Origin of the sequence: Hydrogenophaga taeniospiralis CCUG 15921, assembly GCF_001592305.1 — a bacterium.
Lineage (GTDB): Bacteria > Pseudomonadota > Gammaproteobacteria > Burkholderiales > Burkholderiaceae_C > Hydrogenophaga > Hydrogenophaga taeniospiralis.
The window spans coordinates 14,636-32,161 of record NZ_BCWR01000002.1 but is presented as its reverse complement, the minus strand read 5'-3'; the positions used below and the strand labels follow the sequence as shown (position 1 = coordinate 32,161).

Sequence of the window (17,526 nt, the reverse complement as noted above, 5' to 3'; positions counted from 1 at the left end):
AAGGAGACAGACATGGTTGAAAAAGTCATTGCCACGCCGGCCGCAGTGGAGCTGATCGAAAGCCTCAAGGCCAAGCATGGCCCTGGGCTGATGTTTCACCAGAGCGGTGGCTGCTGCGACAACAGCGCGGCCAACTGTTACCTGCTGGGCGAGATCACCACCGGCGCGGGCGACGTGTACCTGGGCGACATCGGGGGGTGCCCGTTCTATATCGGCAAGGCGCAATACGCGTATTGGCGCCACACCCAGCTCATCATCGACGTGATCGAGGGCCATGGCGGCACCTTCTCGCTCGAAGGGCCGGAGGGCAAGGCCTTCCACACGCGCTCGCGGGTGTTCAGCGAAGCCGAGATGGCCGAACTGGACGCGGAAGAGCAAGCCGGCGCGGGCCCGGCGGTGCTCCGCTGAATTCGGGGGGTGGCGCAGGGTGTTCCATTTCGGCGCAGGGTCCGGTGGCATAGAACTTGTATCCAGAATGCATGTTTAAAAAAGAGCCCCGCCATGCGAACAACGATGGTGGACACCACCCCACGACAGGAGACACACGTATGAACCCCCGCAACACTCCGCGATGCACGCGCCTGGCGGCGGCCATGGCCCTGGCCTGGGCGGCCGCACCCCTGACCGCCAGCGCCGAGACCACGCTGTCGGAAGTGGTGGTCACGGCCAACCGGGCCGAGCAGCAGAGCTTTGACGCACCCGCCGCCATCCAGGGCGTGGGCCGCGAGACCATCGAGGCTGCCGGGCCGCAGGTCAACCTTTCCGAATCACTGAACCGCATTCCCGGTGTCACGGTGCTGAACCGGCAGAACTACGCGCAGGACCTGCAGCTGTCCATCCGCGGCTCAGGTTCGCGCGCGCCCTTCGGCATCCGCGGCGCGCGGCTGATCGTTGACGGCATCCCCGCCACCATGCCCGACGGCCAGGGCCAGGCCTCCACCATCAGCCTGTCGTCGGCCCAGCGCATCGAGGTGCTGCGCGGCCCGCTGGCCCAGCTCTATGGCAACTCGTCGGCCGGCGTGGTGCAGGTGTTCACGGCCGACGGCCCGGCCACGCCCGAAGCCGGCTTCTCGCTCGTGACGGGCTCCGACGGCCTGCGCCGCTACGGGCTCAACGCGGGCGGCCAGAGCGGCGCGCTGAACTACCTGATCGACGTCAGCCGTTTCGAGACCGATGGCCAGCGCCCCAACAGCGCGGCGCAGCGCCGCCACCTCAACGCCAAGCTGCGCTTGCAGGCGAGCGAGGACACGCGCTACACCCTGGTGGCCAACGCCTTCGACCAGCCCGAGTCGGGCGACCCGCTGGGGCTCACGCGCGCGCAGTTCGAGGCCAACCCGCGCCAGACCGAGGCCCGCTCGCTCGAATACCAGGCCGGCAAGGACGTGTCGCAAAACCAGGTCGGCCTGGTCGCCGAGCACCGCATCGATAAAGACCGCAGCCTCACCGCGCGGGTCTACGCCGGCCAGCGGAAGCTGGACAACCGCCTGTCCATTCCGCTCTTCGTGCAGGAAGCGCCCACGGCCGCGGGCGGCATCGTGCAGCTGGACCGCAGCTACAACGGTGTGGGCCTGCAGTACAGCCAGCGCTTCGCGCTCGGCCAGGGGCAGGTGCAAACCACGCTGGGGCTGGACCACGACCGCATGAGCGAACACCGGCTGGGCTTCATCAACAACCGGGGTGCGCAGGGCGCGCTCAAACGCGACGAAGACGACGCGGTGGACAGCACCGGCGTCTACGGCCAGGCCCAGTGGTTCGTGAACGAAGACTGGAGCGCCGTGGCCGGGCTGCGCGCGAGCCGGGTGAACTTCAGCGTGCGTGACCATTTCATCACCACGGACAACCCCGACGACAGCGGCCGTACGCACTTCAGCGCCACCAGCCCGGTGCTGGGCGTCACCCGCCATTGGGGCGAAGCGACCAACGTGTACTTCAACGTCGGCCGCGGTTTCGAGACCCCGACCCTCACCGAGAGCGCCTACACCGCCGGTGCCAGCGGCCCCAACCTGGCGCTGGCCGCCGCGAAGAGCACGCACGCCGAGCTGGGCCTGAAGACCCGGCTGGCCGAGGGCCACCGCCTGGACGTGGCGGCGTTCCACATCGGCACGCGGGACGAGATCGTGGTGGCGTCCAGCAGCGGCGGGCGCACCATCTACACCAACGCCGGCAAGACCCGCCGCACCGGCCTGGAACTGGCCTACACCGGCCAGCTCACGCCCGCCTGGAGCACGCACTGGGCGCTGTCAACGCTCAACGCCCGCTTCGTCGACGCCTTTGCCGCCAGCGGGGGCGACACGGTGGCGGCGGGCAACCGCATCCCGGGCACGGTGAACCGCAGCGTGTTCGGCGAACTGGCCTGGCGGCCCGCGGCGCTGCCGGGCTTTTCCAGCGCGCTGGAAGCGGTGCACCAGGGCGGCATGTGGGTGGACGACCTCAACAGCGACCGCACGCAGGCCTACACCGTGTTCAACCTGCGCATGGGGCTGGAGCAGAAGCTCGGCGGCTGGCGCCTGCGCGAGTTCGTGCGCGTCAACAACCTGGCCGACAAGGCCTATGTGGGCTCGGTGGTGGCCAACGACGGCAACCGCCGCTACTTCGAGCCGGCGCCGGGGCGCAACTGGAGCATCGGGCTGACCGCCAGCTACGCTTTCGGCGGCTGAGGCTTCAAAGCCCCGGTTTTTCCAGGGCGCGCAGCACTTCCGTCTGGAAGTCCGCGCCCTGCGAGGCCTGCATGAAGGTGTCGATGGCGCCGTCGAAGCGCACCGTGCCCTGGTGCAGCAGCACCAGGCGGTCGGCCACCTTGGCTTCTTCGATCAGGTGGGTGGCCCAGAGCACGGCCATGCCGCGGGTGTGGCACAGGCCGCACACGGTGTCGAGCAGGTGCTGGCGCGAGGCCGGGTCCAGGCCCACGGTGGCCTCGTCCATGAGCAACACGGCCGGCTCGTGCAGCAGGGCGCGCACCAGCTCCACCTTGCGCCGCGTGCCGCCCGAGAGGCTGCGCACCACGGCCTTGGCCTGGTCGCCCAGGCCCACGGCGGCCAGGCCGGCGGTGATGCGTTGGCGCGCGGTGGCGCGCGGCAGGCCGTGCAGGTCGGTGTGGAACAGCAGGTTGGCCAGTACCGAGAGGTCCATGTCGAGCGCGCTCTGCTGGAACACCACGCCCAGGCCGGCGAGGGCGCGGGCCGGGTGGCGCCGCATGTCGTGGCCCAGCACGGTGATCTGGCCGCGGTCCGGGCTGAACAGACCGGTCAGCAACTGCAGCAGGGTCGATTTGCCCGCGCCGTTGGGCCCGAGCAGGGCCACCATCTCGCCCGGGCGCAGGGCCAGGCTCACGCCCTGGAGCGCGGGCTTGCCGTTGTAGGCCTTGTGCAGGTCCTGCGCGGTCAGCAAAGGGGGCGTGGTCATGGTGGGTCTGGGCGTCAGTTCGCGGGGTGGGCCAGCAGGTTCATGCGCTTGAGCAGGCGTTTCTCGCGCTCCACCGTGTTCAGCACCGCCTGGCGGTAGCTGTGTGTGTCGAGGTAGTCGAGCGTCTGATCGTAGCGGGCCAGGGCGGCCTGGTGGCGCTCGGAGAACATGGCCTGGCGGAACACGTCGTGCAGTTTCTGCACCACCGCTTCGGGCGTGCCGTGCGGCGCGGCCAGGCCCCAGGGCGAGGTGTAGACCGCCTGCTCGTAGCCCAGCTCGCGCAGCGTGGGCACTTCGGGCCAGCGCGGGCTGCGCTGGGCATTGAACGTGGCGAGCAGGCGGATCTTGCCCTGATCCACCCAGGGCGCGAAGCCGGTGGAGTTCACCCCCGCCATGATCTGCGCGCCGGCCACGGCCAGCATCTGGTCGGCCGTGCCTTTGTAGGGCACGTGCACATAGCGCACGCCGTGCTGCAGCAGGATTTCCTCCATCGCCAGGTGGGCGGTGGTGCCGATGCCGGTGGAGCCCAGGATCAGCTCGCCCGGGTGCTTCTGCGCCCAGTCCACCAGCTCGGCCAGGCTGTGCCAGGGGCTGCTCGCCGGCACCAGGATGCCGAAGGTCACGCTCGACACCTGCAGGATGGGGCTGAAGTCGGCCACCGGGTCCCAGGGCACGGCGTTCATGAGCGCGTGGCGGTACACCGTGATCGGCACCTGGCCGATGGTGTGGCCGTCGGGCTCGGCGGCCTTGAGCAGCGGCGCCACCTGCGTGCCGGCCGCGCCGGGCTTGTTGATCACCACGATGGGCTGGCCCAGCAGCGGCGCGGCTTCTTCGCACAGCACGCGCAGCGTGAGGTCGGTCTGGCCGCCCGCGGGCCAGGGCACGATGAGCTGCAGGGGCCGGTTGGGCCAGGGCAGAGAGGCGCCGGGCTGTGCCGGCGAGGCCAGGGCGGGCGAGGCCGCCAGCGCCAGACTCCAGCCCAGCCAGCGCCGGCGTGTCACGGGGGAGTGTTGCAGACTGGAACAGTCGGGTGCAACGTGGGGCAGTGGGGTCGTGGCCATGGGTGGTTTGTCTCAGGGTTTGTCCGTAGCCGCGAGGGCTTGTCGCGGGTGTTTGGGGCCTGAGCAGGCAATTTCCATTCCCATGCGCCGCTGGCATCGAATTTGCACACCCATGCCACAGGTGCCGCACGAGCACCGGGCATCGCCACACACAACATGTCGGAGACACACCATGCAAAGGCCTTTGGGCTCGTCGTTCGTCCACCGCGCCCTGCGCGTGCTGGCCCTGGGGATTGCGTTCGGCGCCGCATCGGGGGCTGCCCTGGCGCAAGGCACGGTGTATGTGTCCAGCGAGAAGGACCACAAGATCTACGTGTTCGACGTGCAGGGTGAGCGCACCGGCGCCATCGACGTGTGCAAGCGTCCGCGCGACATGCGCTTTGGCGCCGGCGGCCAGCAGATCCTGGTGATCTGTGGCGACAGCAACGCCATGGGAGTGGTGGACCTGGCCAGCGGCAAGCTGACCGACACCGTGCCCCTGGGCGACAGCCCCGAGATGTTCGCCCTTAGCCCCGACGGCAAGACGGTCTACGTGTCGATCGAAGACGACAACGTGATGGCCGCCTACGACATCGCCAGCAAGAAGCCGCTGTTCGAGGTGAAGACCGGCGGCGAGCCCGAGGGTGTGCTGGTCACGCCCGACGGCAAGACCGCGTACGTGACCTCTGAGGTGGCCAACGTGGTCCATGTGATCGACCTGGGCACAAAGAAGGTCACGAAGAACATCAAGGTGGGCAAGCGCCCGCGCCGCTTCATGCTGGCCGCTGGTGGCGCCGAGCTGTGGGTCACGAACGAACTCGACGCCTCGGTCAGCGTGGTCGACACCAAGACCCACACCGAGAAGCAGAAGATCCGGTTTGCGGTGAAGGGCATGCGTGAAACCGACATCACCCCCGTGGGCATGGTGCTGAGCCCGGACGGCAAGACCATGTGGGTGGGCCTGGGCCGGGCCAACCACGTGGCCGAGGTGGACGTGGCGAGCAAGGCCGTGAAGAACCAGGTGCTGGTGGGCAAACGCGCCTGGGGCATGGGCTTTGCCCCCGACGGCAAGACCCTGTATGTGAGCAATGGCCTGTCGGACGACATGACGCTGATCGACGCGGCGAGCGCCAAGGCGATCCGGACGGTGCCGGCGGGTCGGGTGCCACACACCATCCTGGTCACGAAATGACCCCCCCCGTTGCTTGCTCGCTGCGCGTAGCCGCATACCCCCCCAGGGGGGCAATGCCTGCGGCCTGGCAAAGCCAGTTCCGCGGCATTCCCGGTTGGGGGCTGTGGCGTGCTGCCGGGTTGGCGTTGCTGGGAATGGCTGGTCTGTTTTCAGCTCCAGCGTTCGCTGCCACCAAGATCACCATCGCCGTGGTGTCGCTCGACGGTGATCCGCGGCATGCATCGCGGCGCATGGAGAAGGCCTATCCGGGTCATCCGACGGGTCGGGCCATCGACGGCGTGCGGCTCGCGGCCGAGGATTCGGCGTTTGAACTCGACGCGGCCGGGCTGGAGCTGGTGGTGAAAGACGTGGTGCTGCCCAACGTCGCCGCGCTGCCCAAGGCACTGGCCGAGCTGAAGGCGTCGAAGGTGCAGCACCTGGTGGCCGATCTGCCGCTGGCCGAGCTGCGGCAACTGGTGCAGGCCGCGCCCGCCGCGCTGGGCGGGGCGGTGGTGTTCAACACCGGGCTCGACGACGACAGCCTGCGCGGCGCTCAGTGCGCCGCCCACCTGCTGCACACACTGCCCAGCCGCGCCATGCTGTCGGATGCGCTGGCGCAGTACCTCGCGGCGCGCAACTGGCGCAAGGCGCTGCTGCTGCAGGGCCCGCTGCCGGGCGACGCGCTGATGACCGATGCCTTCAACCGCTCGGCCAAACGCTTCGGCATCAAGCTCACGCAGCACAAGCCGTTCAAGCTCACCGGCGACCCGCGCGAGCGCGACCTGGGCAACACGCGCCTGCTCACTGGGGAGCGCGAGCACGAGTTCGTGGCGGTGATGGACAGCGACGGCGAGTTCGCGCGCACCGTGCCCTACGCCACCCAGTGGCCGCGCCCGGTGGTGGGCGCCAGCGGCCTGGTGGCCACGGCCTGGCACCCGCAGTGGGAACGCTACGGCGGCCCGCAGCTCAGCCGCCGCTTCGCCAAGCTCGCGCAGCGCCCCATGCAGGGCCACGACTGGTCCGCCTGGATGGCCGGCCGCGCGGTGGCGGCCGTGCTGGTGGACCAGCCCAAGGCTCCGGTGGCGCAGCAGCTCAAGGCGCTACGCGGGGCCGGGGTCACGCTCGACGGCTTCAAGGGCCGCAAGCTCTCGTTTCGCGCCTGGGACGGCCAGCTGCGCCAACCGGTGTTCGTGAGCCATGTGGACGGCGTGGCCGGCGTGGCGCCGCTCGACGGCGTGTTGCACCGCACGGACGTGCTGGACACACTCGGCGTGGACGAACCGGAGAGCGCGTGCAAGAACCGCTGACCACCCCCCCGCTGGACCTGCCCGTGGCGCCGCCGCTGGCGCTGCACCTGCTGCGCGCGCTGCGCGCCGTGGTGGGCCGCGAGCTCAACCGCTTCCTGCGCCAGCCCACGCGCCTGGGCTCGGCCCTGGTGCGCCCGCTGCTGTGGTTCGTGGTGTTCTCCGCCGGCTTCAACAACGTGTTCGGCGTCGCCATTCAGCCGCCCTACGAGACCTACATCGAATACAAGGCCTACATGGTGCCGGGCCTCCTGGGCATGGTCGCGCTGTTCAACGGCATGCAGAGCTCACTCTCCATGGTGTACGACCGCGAGATGGGCGTGATGCGCCTCTTGCTCACCGCGCCGCTGGCGCGCGGTTGGCTGCTGGCTTTCAAGCTGCTGGCGGGCACCTGCCTGTCGGTGCTGCAGATGGCGGTGTTCTTCGCCATCGCCTGGGCCTTCGGCGTGGAGGTGCCGTTGGTGAACCTGCCGGGCCTGTTGCTGGCCATGGCCAGCGGCGCCACCCTGCTGGCGGCCTTGGGGCTGATGCTCTCGGTCTACGTGAAGCAGCTGGAGAACTTCGCCGGCACGATGAACTTCGTGATCTTCCCGATGTTCTTCATCAGCCCCGCGCTGTACCCGCTGTGGAAGCTCGAAGAGTCGGGCGCGTGGTGGCTGCTCAAGCTCGCGGAGTGGAACCCTTTCACCCACGCGGTGGAGGTCATGCGCTTTGCCATGGTAGGGCAGTTCACGGCGCTGTCTTGGGCGGTGGTGTTGGGCTGCAGCGCGGTGTTTTTTGTGGCGGCGCTCTGGGGCTACGACCCGCAACGCGGCTGGACAAGACGATGACCCCCCGCGTCGCTTCGCGCCACCCCCCAGGGGGCGATGCGAGTGGCCCGGCGAAGCCGGTTCCACCGCATCCTGGATTGGGGCACGCGCTCCGGCGCTTTTGTAGGCTTGACCAACATGCAAGTGATGCCGTCCCGTCGTGATGTATTGGCATTGGGAGTGGGCATGGCCTGCGGACCATTGGCCTTCGCGCAAGACGACCCCACCGGTGGCGACCCGCTGGGCTCCATGCAGTACCCCAGTCTGCGCGAGCAGACCATCGGCCAGGCCACGGCCAAGTTCTCCGACGTGGTGATCGTCAAAGGCCCGGCCTTTGCCGACGATGCGATGAACGTGCCGCTCCTGGTGGACGCGCGTGGACTCAACACCGTGGGCGGTGGCGTGGCGCGCATCCGCGTGGCGGTGGACCGCAACCCGGTGCGCCAGGTGCTGGACTTCGAGCCCCTGCGCGCGCTGCCCATGCTGGCCTTTCGCATCCGCATGGAGCAGGCCTCGCCGGTGCGCGCCTTCGTGCAGACGAAGGACGGTCAGTGGCATGTGGGCAGCACCTGGGTGCAGGCGGCGGGCGGCGGCTGCACCGTGCCCGGCCTCACGCGGGCCGACGGCTCCTGGAGCCAGACCCTGGGCCAGGTGCAGGCGCGCTTTTTCAACAACGTGCTCGAAGGCAGCCGGCGCCTGCGCGTGCGCGTGATGCACCCGATGGACACCGGGCTGGTGGCCGGCATCCCGGCCTTCTACATCGAAGAGCTGCAACTGGTGGACGGCGCGGGCCAGGTCTGGTGGAAGCTGGCGCTGCACGAGCCGGTGTCGGAAAACCCGCTCATCACCTTCGAGCTGCCTCAGCAAGCCACCAGTGGCCTGCGCCTGGTGGGGCGCGACAACAATGGCAACCGGATTGATGCCGAGGTGGGAGCGTGAGTACGGGGCAGGGCGGAGGTATCCCATTGACGCGCTGGCTGATGGCGGTGCTCGTGCTGGCGGGCAGCGCGCAGGCGCAAACCATTGCCGTACCGCCGTCGGCATCGAAGCCCGAGATGGCCGCGCTCCACTACGACCTGCGCCCGCGCCAGATCGCCGAAGGCACCTGGGTGATCGAAGGCGCAGTGCAGGACTTCAGCCGCGCCAACGGCTGCAACATCATCAACACCGCCTTCATCGCTAGCGGCGCGGGCGTGGTGGTGATCAACACCGGGCCCTCGCGCCTGTACGGCGAGCAGCAGCGCCGCGCCATCGAAGGCATCACGCGCGAGCCGGTGGTGCGTGTGCTGGAACTCAACCTGCACCCCGACTATTTCTTCGGCAACCAGGCCTGGGCCGACCGGCCCACGCAGGCGCTGGCCGGCAGCATCGCGGGCATGCGGGCCGAAGGCGGCGCCTACGCCGACAACCTCTACCGCCTCTGTGGCGACTGGATGCGCGGCACCGAGTCCACTCCCGCGCGCGAGGCGGTGTTGCCGCAGACCCTGCCGCTCGGTCAGCACACGCTGGAGCTGATGCGCCTGCAGGGACACACGGGCGACGACCTCGTGCTGCTCGACCGCAGGACCGGCGTGCTGTTCGCCGGCGGCCTGGTGTTCGCCGAGCGCGTGCCCACCACGCCGCACGCCGACTTTGAACGCTGGCTCGCCAGCCTCGACGCATTGGAAAAATTGATCACCAGCGGCCAGGTGAAAACCGTGGTGCCCAGCCACGGCCCGGTGCACAGCGGCCTGGCCGGTGTGCGGCAGACGCGCGACTGGCTGCGGTGGCTCACCACGCTCATGCAAGAGAGCGCCGAGCGCGGGCTCGACCTGGGCGAGGTGCTGAGCACGCCGGTGCCCGAGCGCTTCAAACGCTGGGCCGCGCAACCGGCCGAGCTGCATCGCTCGCTCACGCAGTGGTACCCGCGCTACGAGCAGCGCGCGCTGGCCGGCGCTGCGTCCGGCCGCTGACGCGTGGTGCGGGTGCCGGGGGTGCCCGCGGGTTGTTGCAGCCTGACCATGCGGCTGCCACATTTCTGAACAGTGTCACGACCCCGGTGGATGCGGGGGAACAGTGGCTGGCGCAGTTCTGCGCGCCAACCCCGCTCGGGCTCAGGGAATACCCCTAAAACACTCGCAAAAAGGCGCTGAAACAGCGCCGGAAAAACGAGGAAAAGGCGTGGCACAGAAGTTGCCCTCTTGATGCACGTGCAACCCACAGACCGGAGGGTCGGGAGTTCACGAACGGCCGGGCATGCCAGCCCATCAACCTCACGAACGAGCAGGAGACAACACAGTGAAACGCACTCTATTGAGCCTTTTGGTCATGGCCGCCACGGCCCATGTCAGCGCCCAGGGCGTGACCGACGCGATGATCGCGGACGACGCCAAGACCCCCGAAAACGTGCTCAGCTGGGGCCTGGGCACCCAGGGCCAGCGCCACTCTCCGCTGACCGGCATCAACGACAAAACCATCGGCAAGCTGGTGCCCGTGTGGTCCATGTCTTTCGGTGGTGAAAAGCAGCGCGGCCAGGAAGCGCAGCCGCTGGTGAACAACGGCAAGATGTTCGTCACCGCGTCCTACTCGCGCATCTTTGCGCTCGACACCAAGACCGGCAAGAAGCTCTGGAAGTACGAGCACCGTCTGCCCGAGGGCATCATGCCCTGCTGCGACGTGATCAACCGCGGCGCCGCGCTGTACGACAACCTCGTCATCTTCGGCACGCTGGACGCCCAGCTCGTCGCGCTCGACCAGAACACCGGCAAGGTGGTGTGGCGCGAGAAGATCGACGATTACTCCGCCGGCTACAGCTACACGGCGGCCCCGCTGATCGCCGAAGGCCTGCTCATGACCGGCGTCTCCGGTGGCGAGTTCGGCGTGGTCGGCCGTGTGGAAGCGCGCGACCCCAAGACCGGCAAGATGGTCTGGGTGCGCCCCATGGTGGAAGGCCACATGGGCTACAAGGACGGCAAGGAAAACGGCATCACCGGCACCACCAATGCATCGTGGCCGGGCGAGACCTGGAAGACCGGCGGCGCGGCCACCTGGCTGGGCGGCAGCTACGACCCCAAGACCGGCCTGGCCTATTTCGGCACCGGCAACCCCGGCCCCTGGAACAGCCACGTGCGCAAGGGCGACAACCTGTATTCGGCCTCCACCGTCGCCATCGACGTGAAGACCGGCCAGATCAAGTGGCACTACCAGACCACGCCCAACGACGGCTGGGACTACGACGGCGTGAACGAGTTCATCACCTTCGACATGGACGGCAAACGCGTTGGCGCCAAGGCCGACCGCAACGGCTTCTTCTACGTGCTGGATGCGGCCGACGGCAAGCTGCTCAACGCCTTCCCCTTCGTGAAGAAAGTGACCTGGGCCACCGGCATCGACCTCAAGACCGGCCGGCCGAACTTCGACCCCGCCAACCGCCCGGGCGACCCGACCGCGGCCGGTGGCGACGGTGCCAAAGGCAAGCCGGTGTTCTCGGCGCCCGGCTTCCTGGGTGGCAAGAACCAGATGCCGATGGCCTACAGCCCCAAGACCGGCCTGTTCTACGTGCCCACCAACGAATGGGGCATGGAGATCTGGAACGAACCCATCACCTACAAGAAGGGCGCCGCTTACCTGGGCGCGGGTTTCACCATCAAGCCGCTGTTTGAAGACCACATCGGTTCGCTGCGCGCCATCAACCCCAAGACCGGCAAGGTCGAGTGGGAAGTCAAGAACGAAGCACCGCTCTGGGGCGGTGTGCTGACCGTGGGCGACCTCGTGTTCTGGGGCACGCCCGAGGGTTACCTCAAGGCCGCGGACGCCAAGACCGGCAAGGTGGTCTGGCAGTTCCAGACCGGCTCCGGCGTGGTGGCCCCTCCCATCACCTGGACCGAAGGCGGCGAGCAGTACGTGAGCGTGGTCTCCGGCTGGGGTGGCGCGGTTCCCCTGTGGGGCGGTGAAGTGGCCAAGAAGGTCAACTTCCTGGAACAGGGCGGCTCGGTCTGGACTTTCAAGTTGATGAAATAGGCTCCCCCCTGCGCCGCTCTGCGGCGTCCCCCTAGGGGGACCACGCCCTAGGCCCGGCGGAGCCGGATCTTCGGCGTGTGCTGGGTGGGGCACTTCGCGGCGCGTGCTGTGTTTGTGTTCCCACCCTTTTTGTTTTCTATGATTTGTGAGTTGTGATCATGCGTACTCTTTCTCTCCTCACCGCTGGCCTCCTGTTCGCTTCCGGCGCCGCGCACGCGGTGGACGAAGCCGCTGCCATCGAGCTGGCCAAGAACAACGGTTGCCTGTCCTGTCACTCGGCGAAGGAAAAGATCGTCGGCCCGGCCTACAGCTCGGTCGCTGAAAAGTACAAGGACGACAAAGACGCCGTGGCCTCGCTGGTGCAGTCGATCCAGAACGGCTCCAAGGGCAAGTGGGGCCGCATCCCCATGCCCGCACACCCCAGCATGACCCCGGCCGACATCAAGACCCTGGCCGAATGGGTCATGACCGTCAAACCCTGAACCGGCGGCGCGAGCCGCCCGCCCTTTGCCGGGCCGGTGTTTTCGTGCAATCCGACACACCCACCCCAAGGCCTGCCATCACGCGGCAGTGCATTTCGTAGGGCTGCATCGTTTTCCGGTAATGTGCCGGGATGCCCATTACCCGCCCGTACAGATACGGTTTGCTCAGCCTGATGGCTGTGCTGGGCATGGTCGCCATCGTCAACGCGCCACCCGACACCGCCCGTGGCCTGCTCTCCGGCCGCATGCTCGAACTGCACCTGGTGCTGGAGCTGTTTGCCATCGTGATCGCCACGCTGGTGGTCGTGGTGTCCTGGCACACCTTCGACCGCCAGCAGGACCACAGCGCCAACGCCTTGCTCGCGGGCTTTGTGGCGGTCATCGGCTTCGATCTGATGCACGCCCTGACCTACGAGGGCATGCCGCCCCTGCTCACCGAGAGCAGCACGCCCCGGGCCATCTTCTTCTGGCTCATGGGCCGCAGCTTCGAGGTGTTGACGCTGGGTGCCGTCGCGGCGGGCCTGGCGCTGCGCTGGCCCCGCACGGTCTTGCTCGGCGTCGGCCTGGTCGTGGCGGTGGCCATCATCGCCTTTGGCTCTTTCTCGCTCGACCGGTTCCCCGTCACCTTCGTGCCGGGCGTGGGCGTGACCCCGTTCAAGGCGGGCTACGAATATGTGCTGGTGGGGCTCAACGGCCTGCTTGCGCTGGTGCTGTGGCGGCGGGCGAAGCGCGAGCAATCGCGGCAACACGCGCTGCTGGCGCTCTCCTGCCTGTGCATGGGCCTGGGTGGGTTCGCCTTCACGGCCTACGTCACGCCATCGGATTTCCAGAACGTGGTGGGCCACCTCTACAAGGTGGCGGCCTACGCCCTGCTGTACCGGGCCACCTTCATCACCAGCATCCGCGCGCCCTTCGAGGCTTTGCGGATCTCCGAAGCCCGGGTGCGTGAAAGCCAGGCCCGCATGCACCTGCTGGGCGCCAACCTGCCGCACTCCGTGCTGTACCAGCTGGTGATGGAGGCCGATGGCCGCCGCCGGTTCACCGAGGTGTCGGACTCGGTGGCGCGCGTCTGTGGCGTGACGGTGGCCGAGGTGCTGGCCGATCCGCGCGCGATGTACGGTCTGGTCCACCCGGACGACGTGGCCGCGCTCGCCGTGGCCGAACAGCGCTGCGCCGAGGCCTTGCAGGTGTTCGACGTCGAGGCCCGTTTCTGCCGACCCGATGGCAGCGTGCGGCGCATGCACCTGGTGTCCGCGCCGCGCGCACTGGGCGAAAGCCGCATCGTCTGGGATGGTCTGCTCACCGACGTGACCGATCGCACCGAAGCGCAGGAGGCCCGCCGCCGGCTGGAGCAGCAACTGGGCGAAGCGCAGAAGATGGAGTCCATCGGCACGCTGGCCAGCGGCATCGCCCACGACTTCAACAACGTGCTCGCCGCCATCCTGGGCAACGCCCACATGGCCCGGGAAGACCTCAAGAGCGGCAAGCCAGCCGATGTGGCGCTCAGCCTGGATCAGATCATCAAGGCCAGCGACCGCGCCAGGAACCTGGTCGATCGCATCCTCAGCTTCAGCCGGCGCGACGGTGCCCGGCGCCAGGTGCAACCGCTGCTGCCGGTGCTGCGCGAGAGCCTGTCGCTGCTGCGCTCCACCCTGCCGGCCGGCGTGCAACTGATCGAATGCATCGACGACCCCGAGGCCAGCGCCGAGATCGACCGCACCCAGCTGGAACAGGTGCTGCTCAACCTCTGCACCAACGCCTGGCACGCCCTGGGCGAGCGGGGCGGGCGCATTGAAGTGCGGCTGGGCAGTGTGGTGCTCGACGCAGCGGCGTCCATGCCCCTGGGCTTGCTGCCCGGGCGCCATGCGCGCCTGTCGGTGCAGGACAACGGCAGCGGCATGAGCGAGCCGGTGCGCCAGCGCATCTTTGAACCCTTCTTCACCACCAAGCCGGTGGGCCAGGGCACGGGGCTGGGGCTGTCCGTGGTGCACGGCATCGTGCGCGCACACGACGGCGCCATCGACGTGCATTCGCAGCCCGGCCAGGGCACCCGGTTCGACATCTTCATTCCGACCCCACCCGGCACCGTGGCGCCCACCCTGGCCGCCGACGCAGCGGCGCAGTCCGACGCCGAGCCCGGGCGGGGGGAGCATGTGCTGCTGATCGAAGACGACCCGCTCATGTCCGCCATGCTGGAGAAGCTGCTCGCGCGCCACGGCTACCGCGTGTCGCACCACAACGACCCCGATCAGGCCATGGCCGCCGTGCGCGCCGACCCGCAGGCGTTTGACCTCGTGGTGACCGACTACAACATGCCCCGACACTCGGGGCTCGAGGTGATCGCCACCATCCGCCGCCTGCGCCCGGGCCTGCCCACCATCCTGATCTCGGGCTACGTCACCGATGAACTGCGTGCCCGCGCCGCCGTGCAGGGCATGTGCCATGTGCTGGAGAAAACCCGGGCGCTCGATGAGCTGGTGACACTGCTGGCGCAGACGCTGCGCTCTGCGGGGGCTCAGGTGGCGGAAGCCTGACCCTGCAAGGTCCCCCCGGCAGGCTCCGGACTACCCCCTCGTGGAGCCCCCGTTCTGGCCCAGGCGCCGCAGCATTTCCAGCCAGGCCAGGCCGAGTGCCAGCAAGCCCGGCACCACCCACAATCCCTGCACCGGCGGCAGCGCCAGGCCCATCAGCCCGCGCAGCCACGGCGCCCCCAGCACGGCGGTCAGCAGCACGCCCACACCGACGGCCATGCGCCAGAGCCAGGGGGTGCTCGCGGTCAGGCCTTTCCAGGCCGGGCGGGACAGATCGCGGTTTGCCCCAATCAACAGCATCACGCCCAGCACCAGCGCGGTGAACACCACCGCCCGCACCTCGCCCGCATCCCAGCCCTGCGCCACCAGCAGGGCTTGCCCGGCCAGCAGCACCGCCGCCAGGCCGGTGCCCTGCAGCACGGCGTTCAGCAGCGGTGCCGCGGCAAAGGGCGAATCGGTCACCGGGCGCGGTGGGCGCTCCATGATGTTGCGGTCTTCCGGCTCGGCCTCGAACACGATGGAACAGGCCGGGTCGATCAGCAGTTCCAGCAGCACGATGTGCACCGGCAGCAGCAGCACCGGCCAGTGCAGCAGCGGCGGCACCAGGGCCAGCGCGATGATGGGCACGTGCACCGCAAACACGAAGCGCGTGGCCTTGCGGATGTTGCCGTCGATGCGCCGGCCCTGCCGGATCGCGCTGACGATGCGCGCAAAGCTGTCGTCCAGCAGCACCAGCGCTGCCGCTTCGCGCGCCACGTCGGTGCCGCGCTCGCCCATGGCAATGCCCACATCGGCGGCTTTCAGCGCGGGCGCGTCGTTCACGCCGTCGCCCGTCATCGCCACCACCTCGCCTTCGGCGCGCAGCAGGTTCACCAGGCGCAGCTTGTGCTGCGGCTTGAGCCGCGCGCACAGGTCCACCTGCCGCAAGCGCCTGGTCAGGGCGCGGTCGTCCAGCGTGTCCATGTCGGCCCCGGTGATCAGCTCGGGCCGCTCCGACAGGCCCACCTGGCGCGCAATGGCCCGGGCCGTGGCCGGGTGATCGCCGGTCATCATGATCACGCGCACGCCCGCGCGCCGCGCCTCGGCCAGGGCGGGGGGCACCTCCGGCCGCGGCGGGTCGGCCAGTGCCACCAGGCCCAGGAACCTGAAATCAAAGTCGTGCTGACGCGTGGGCCAGGGCGTGCCCGCGCCGGGTGCCGGTGCCGCGCCGCTCCAGCGCCCGCGGGCCACGCCCAGCACGCGCCACCCGCGTTCGGCCATCGCCTCCACCTGCAGCCGTATCGCGTCGCGCTGCGCCGGCGCCAGGTGGCACAGGTCGGCCACGGCCTCGGGCGCACCCTTGGTGGCCAGCAGGTGTTGCGACGGGTCGGCGCTGCTGAACACACGCGTCATGGCCAGCATCTCGCCCGAGAGCGGGTACTCGAACTCCGGCTCGCGCCCGTCGTGCACATGCTCGGTGCCCTGCAGCCATTGGTGGCCAAAGTGCTGGATGGCCTTTTCCATGGGATCGAACGGATCGCCCGGCGTGGCCAGCATCGCGAACTCGGCCAACTGGTGAAAGGCTTCCGGCAGATGGGCCGCGCCGTCGGGGCTGAAAACGGCCTCGGGTGTGGCCAGCCCGGCCACCGCCATGCGGTTGACGGTGAGCGTGCCGGTCTTGTCCACCGCCAGTACCGTGATCGCGCCCAGCGCCTCCACCGCGGTCACACGCCGCGTGAGCACCTGCTGGAGCGAGATGCGCCACGCCCCCAGCGCCAGGAACACGGTGAGGATCACCGGGATTTCCTCGGGCAGGATGGCCATGGCCAGCGCAATGCCCGAGAGCAGGCTCTCCAGCAGCGGCTTGTCGTTCCACCACCAGCCCAGCAGCACCTGCGTCACCGCCAGCACCAGGGCGCCCAGCCCCAGCCGACGCACCAGCCGGCGCGAGCCCTTTTGCAGTGCCGAAGGCGGCTCGGTGGTGGCGGCCAGATCGGCACCGATGCGCCCCACCGCCGTGTGCACACCGGTGGCGCAGACCTCGGCCTGGGCCACACCGCGCGTGACCACCGTGCTGGCATACAGTGCCGCGCGGGTGTCGCCAGGCATTGCGTTCGCCTGGGCCTCAGGTGGCAGCTTGGCCACCGGCACCGCTTCGCCCGTGAGCAGCGATTCGTCCACCTCCAGCTCGCCGCTCAGCAGCACCGCATCCGCAGCGATGCGGTCGCCTTCGTGCAGCACCAGCACGTCGCCGCGCACCACCTCGCGCCCGGCAATGCGCAACGCCTGTCCGTCGCGCAGCACCAGTGCCCGCGGGGCGGACAGATCGCGCAGCGACTCCAGCGCGCGCTGCGTCTTGCGCTCCTGCGCCAGCGTGATGCCGATCACCACGAACACAAAGCTGAGCAGGAACAGCGCCTCGCCACGGTCGCCCAGCGCCAGGTAAATGCCCCCTGCGGCCAGCAGCATCAGGAACATGGGCTCGGTGACCACCTCGCGCACGATGGCGGCGGTCGATTTCGGGGTACTGCCCGGCAGCAGATTCGGCCCATCGGTTTCCAGCCGCCGCTTGGCCTCGTCACTGCTCAGACCCACCGGGGTGGGCTGCGCAAGGGGTGGGCGGTTGTCGGTGGCGGGCATGGGCGGGACCGGTGGCTTCAGCGCGACCAAGCCGGCGCTGTGTGCCGCCAGTGTAGTGAGGCTCTGCGGCGACCGACCGGGCTGCCGACCTGCGACCGGCCGCGATGGTGCCAAAGGCCGGGCGCTGTTTCTGAACCCTCGGCGCGCACCGCCCGCCGGGGCGGGGGCT

The 17,526-nt window shown here is 69.0% G+C and carries 13 protein-coding genes; 10 read left to right on the top strand and 3 right to left on the bottom strand.

Going from position 1 to position 17,526, the window contains the following annotated elements:
• The first annotated feature begins 12 nt into the window (after positions 1-12).
• Together HTA01S_RS03320 and HTA01S_RS03315 are read left to right on the top strand one after the other, a co-directional pair.
• Positions 13-408 (top strand): DUF779 domain-containing protein, encoded by a 396-nt coding sequence (locus tag HTA01S_RS03320; RefSeq protein ID WP_068167172.1) that lies wholly within the window; start codon positions 13-15, stop codon positions 406-408.
• Between the two features lie 140 nt (positions 409-548).
• Positions 549-2,657 (top strand): TonB-dependent receptor family protein, encoded by a 2,109-nt coding sequence (locus tag HTA01S_RS03315; protein ID WP_068167171.1) that lies wholly within the window; start codon positions 549-551, stop codon positions 2,655-2,657.
• Positions 2,658-2,661: 4 nt separating this feature from the next.
• Here the strand turns inward: HTA01S_RS03315 and HTA01S_RS03310 are convergent, their stop codons facing one another.
• Both HTA01S_RS03310 and HTA01S_RS03305 read right to left on the bottom strand, forming a co-directional pair.
• Positions 2,662-3,402, bottom strand: a complete 741-nt coding sequence (locus HTA01S_RS03310; protein ID WP_068167170.1) for an ATP-binding cassette domain-containing protein — start codon at positions 3,400-3,402, stop codon at positions 2,662-2,664.
• Positions 3,403-3,416: 14 nt separating this feature from the next.
• On the bottom strand, positions 3,417-4,463 hold the full coding sequence (locus tag HTA01S_RS03305; RefSeq protein ID WP_084235821.1) for a tripartite tricarboxylate transporter substrate binding protein: 1,047 nt from the start codon (positions 4,461-4,463) through the stop codon (positions 3,417-3,419).
• A 172-nt stretch (positions 4,464-4,635) separates the two neighbouring features.
• Here HTA01S_RS03305 and HTA01S_RS03300 point away from each other — a divergent pair, with 172 nt between their 5' ends.
• The 8 genes from HTA01S_RS03300 to HTA01S_RS03265 all read left to right on the top strand — a co-directional run bounded on the left by HTA01S_RS03300 (position 4,636) and on the right by HTA01S_RS03265 (position 14,741).
• Positions 4,636-5,634 carry a PQQ-dependent catabolism-associated beta-propeller protein gene (locus HTA01S_RS03300; RefSeq protein ID WP_068167168.1) on the top strand — a complete coding sequence of 333 codons (999 nt, stop codon included), beginning with the start codon at positions 4,636-4,638 and terminating at the stop codon, positions 5,632-5,634.
• 134 nt (positions 5,635-5,768) lie between these two features.
• Positions 5,769-6,920 (top strand): ABC transporter substrate-binding protein, encoded by a 1,152-nt coding sequence (locus HTA01S_RS03295; protein WP_068167167.1) that lies wholly within the window; start codon positions 5,769-5,771, stop codon positions 6,918-6,920.
• Positions 6,905-7,747, top strand: coding sequence for an ABC transporter permease (locus tag HTA01S_RS03290; protein WP_245637991.1), 843 nt, complete (start codon positions 6,905-6,907; stop codon positions 7,745-7,747). Before HTA01S_RS03295 ends, HTA01S_RS03290 begins: the two co-directional genes overlap by 16 nt.
• A 126-nt stretch (positions 7,748-7,873) precedes the next feature.
• Positions 7,874-8,665, top strand: coding sequence for a quinoprotein dehydrogenase-associated SoxYZ-like carrier (locus tag HTA01S_RS03285; protein WP_068167166.1), 792 nt, complete (start codon positions 7,874-7,876; stop codon positions 8,663-8,665).
• Between the two features lie 26 nt (positions 8,666-8,691).
• Positions 8,692-9,678 (top strand): quinoprotein relay system zinc metallohydrolase 1, encoded by a 987-nt coding sequence (locus HTA01S_RS03280; RefSeq protein ID WP_068167165.1) that lies wholly within the window; start codon positions 8,692-8,694, stop codon positions 9,676-9,678.
• Between the two features lie 355 nt (positions 9,679-10,033).
• Positions 10,034-11,725 (top strand): PQQ-dependent methanol/ethanol family dehydrogenase, encoded by a 1,692-nt coding sequence (locus HTA01S_RS03275; protein ID WP_068167164.1) that lies wholly within the window; start codon positions 10,034-10,036, stop codon positions 11,723-11,725.
• Positions 11,726-11,883: 158 nt separating this feature from the next.
• Positions 11,884-12,207, top strand: a complete 324-nt coding sequence (locus HTA01S_RS03270) for a c-type cytochrome (RefSeq protein ID WP_068167217.1) — start codon at positions 11,884-11,886, stop codon at positions 12,205-12,207.
• A gap of 161 nt (positions 12,208-12,368) precedes the next feature.
• Positions 12,369-14,741, top strand: a complete 2,373-nt coding sequence (locus HTA01S_RS03265) for an MASE3 domain-containing protein (protein ID WP_068167163.1) — start codon at positions 12,369-12,371, stop codon at positions 14,739-14,741.
• 30 nt (positions 14,742-14,771) lie between these two features.
• Here the strand turns inward: HTA01S_RS03265 and HTA01S_RS03260 are convergent, their stop codons facing one another.
• Positions 14,772-17,357 (bottom strand): cation-translocating P-type ATPase, encoded by a 2,586-nt coding sequence (locus HTA01S_RS03260; protein WP_068167162.1) that lies wholly within the window; start codon positions 17,355-17,357, stop codon positions 14,772-14,774.
• Positions 17,358-17,526 lie beyond the last annotated feature (169 nt).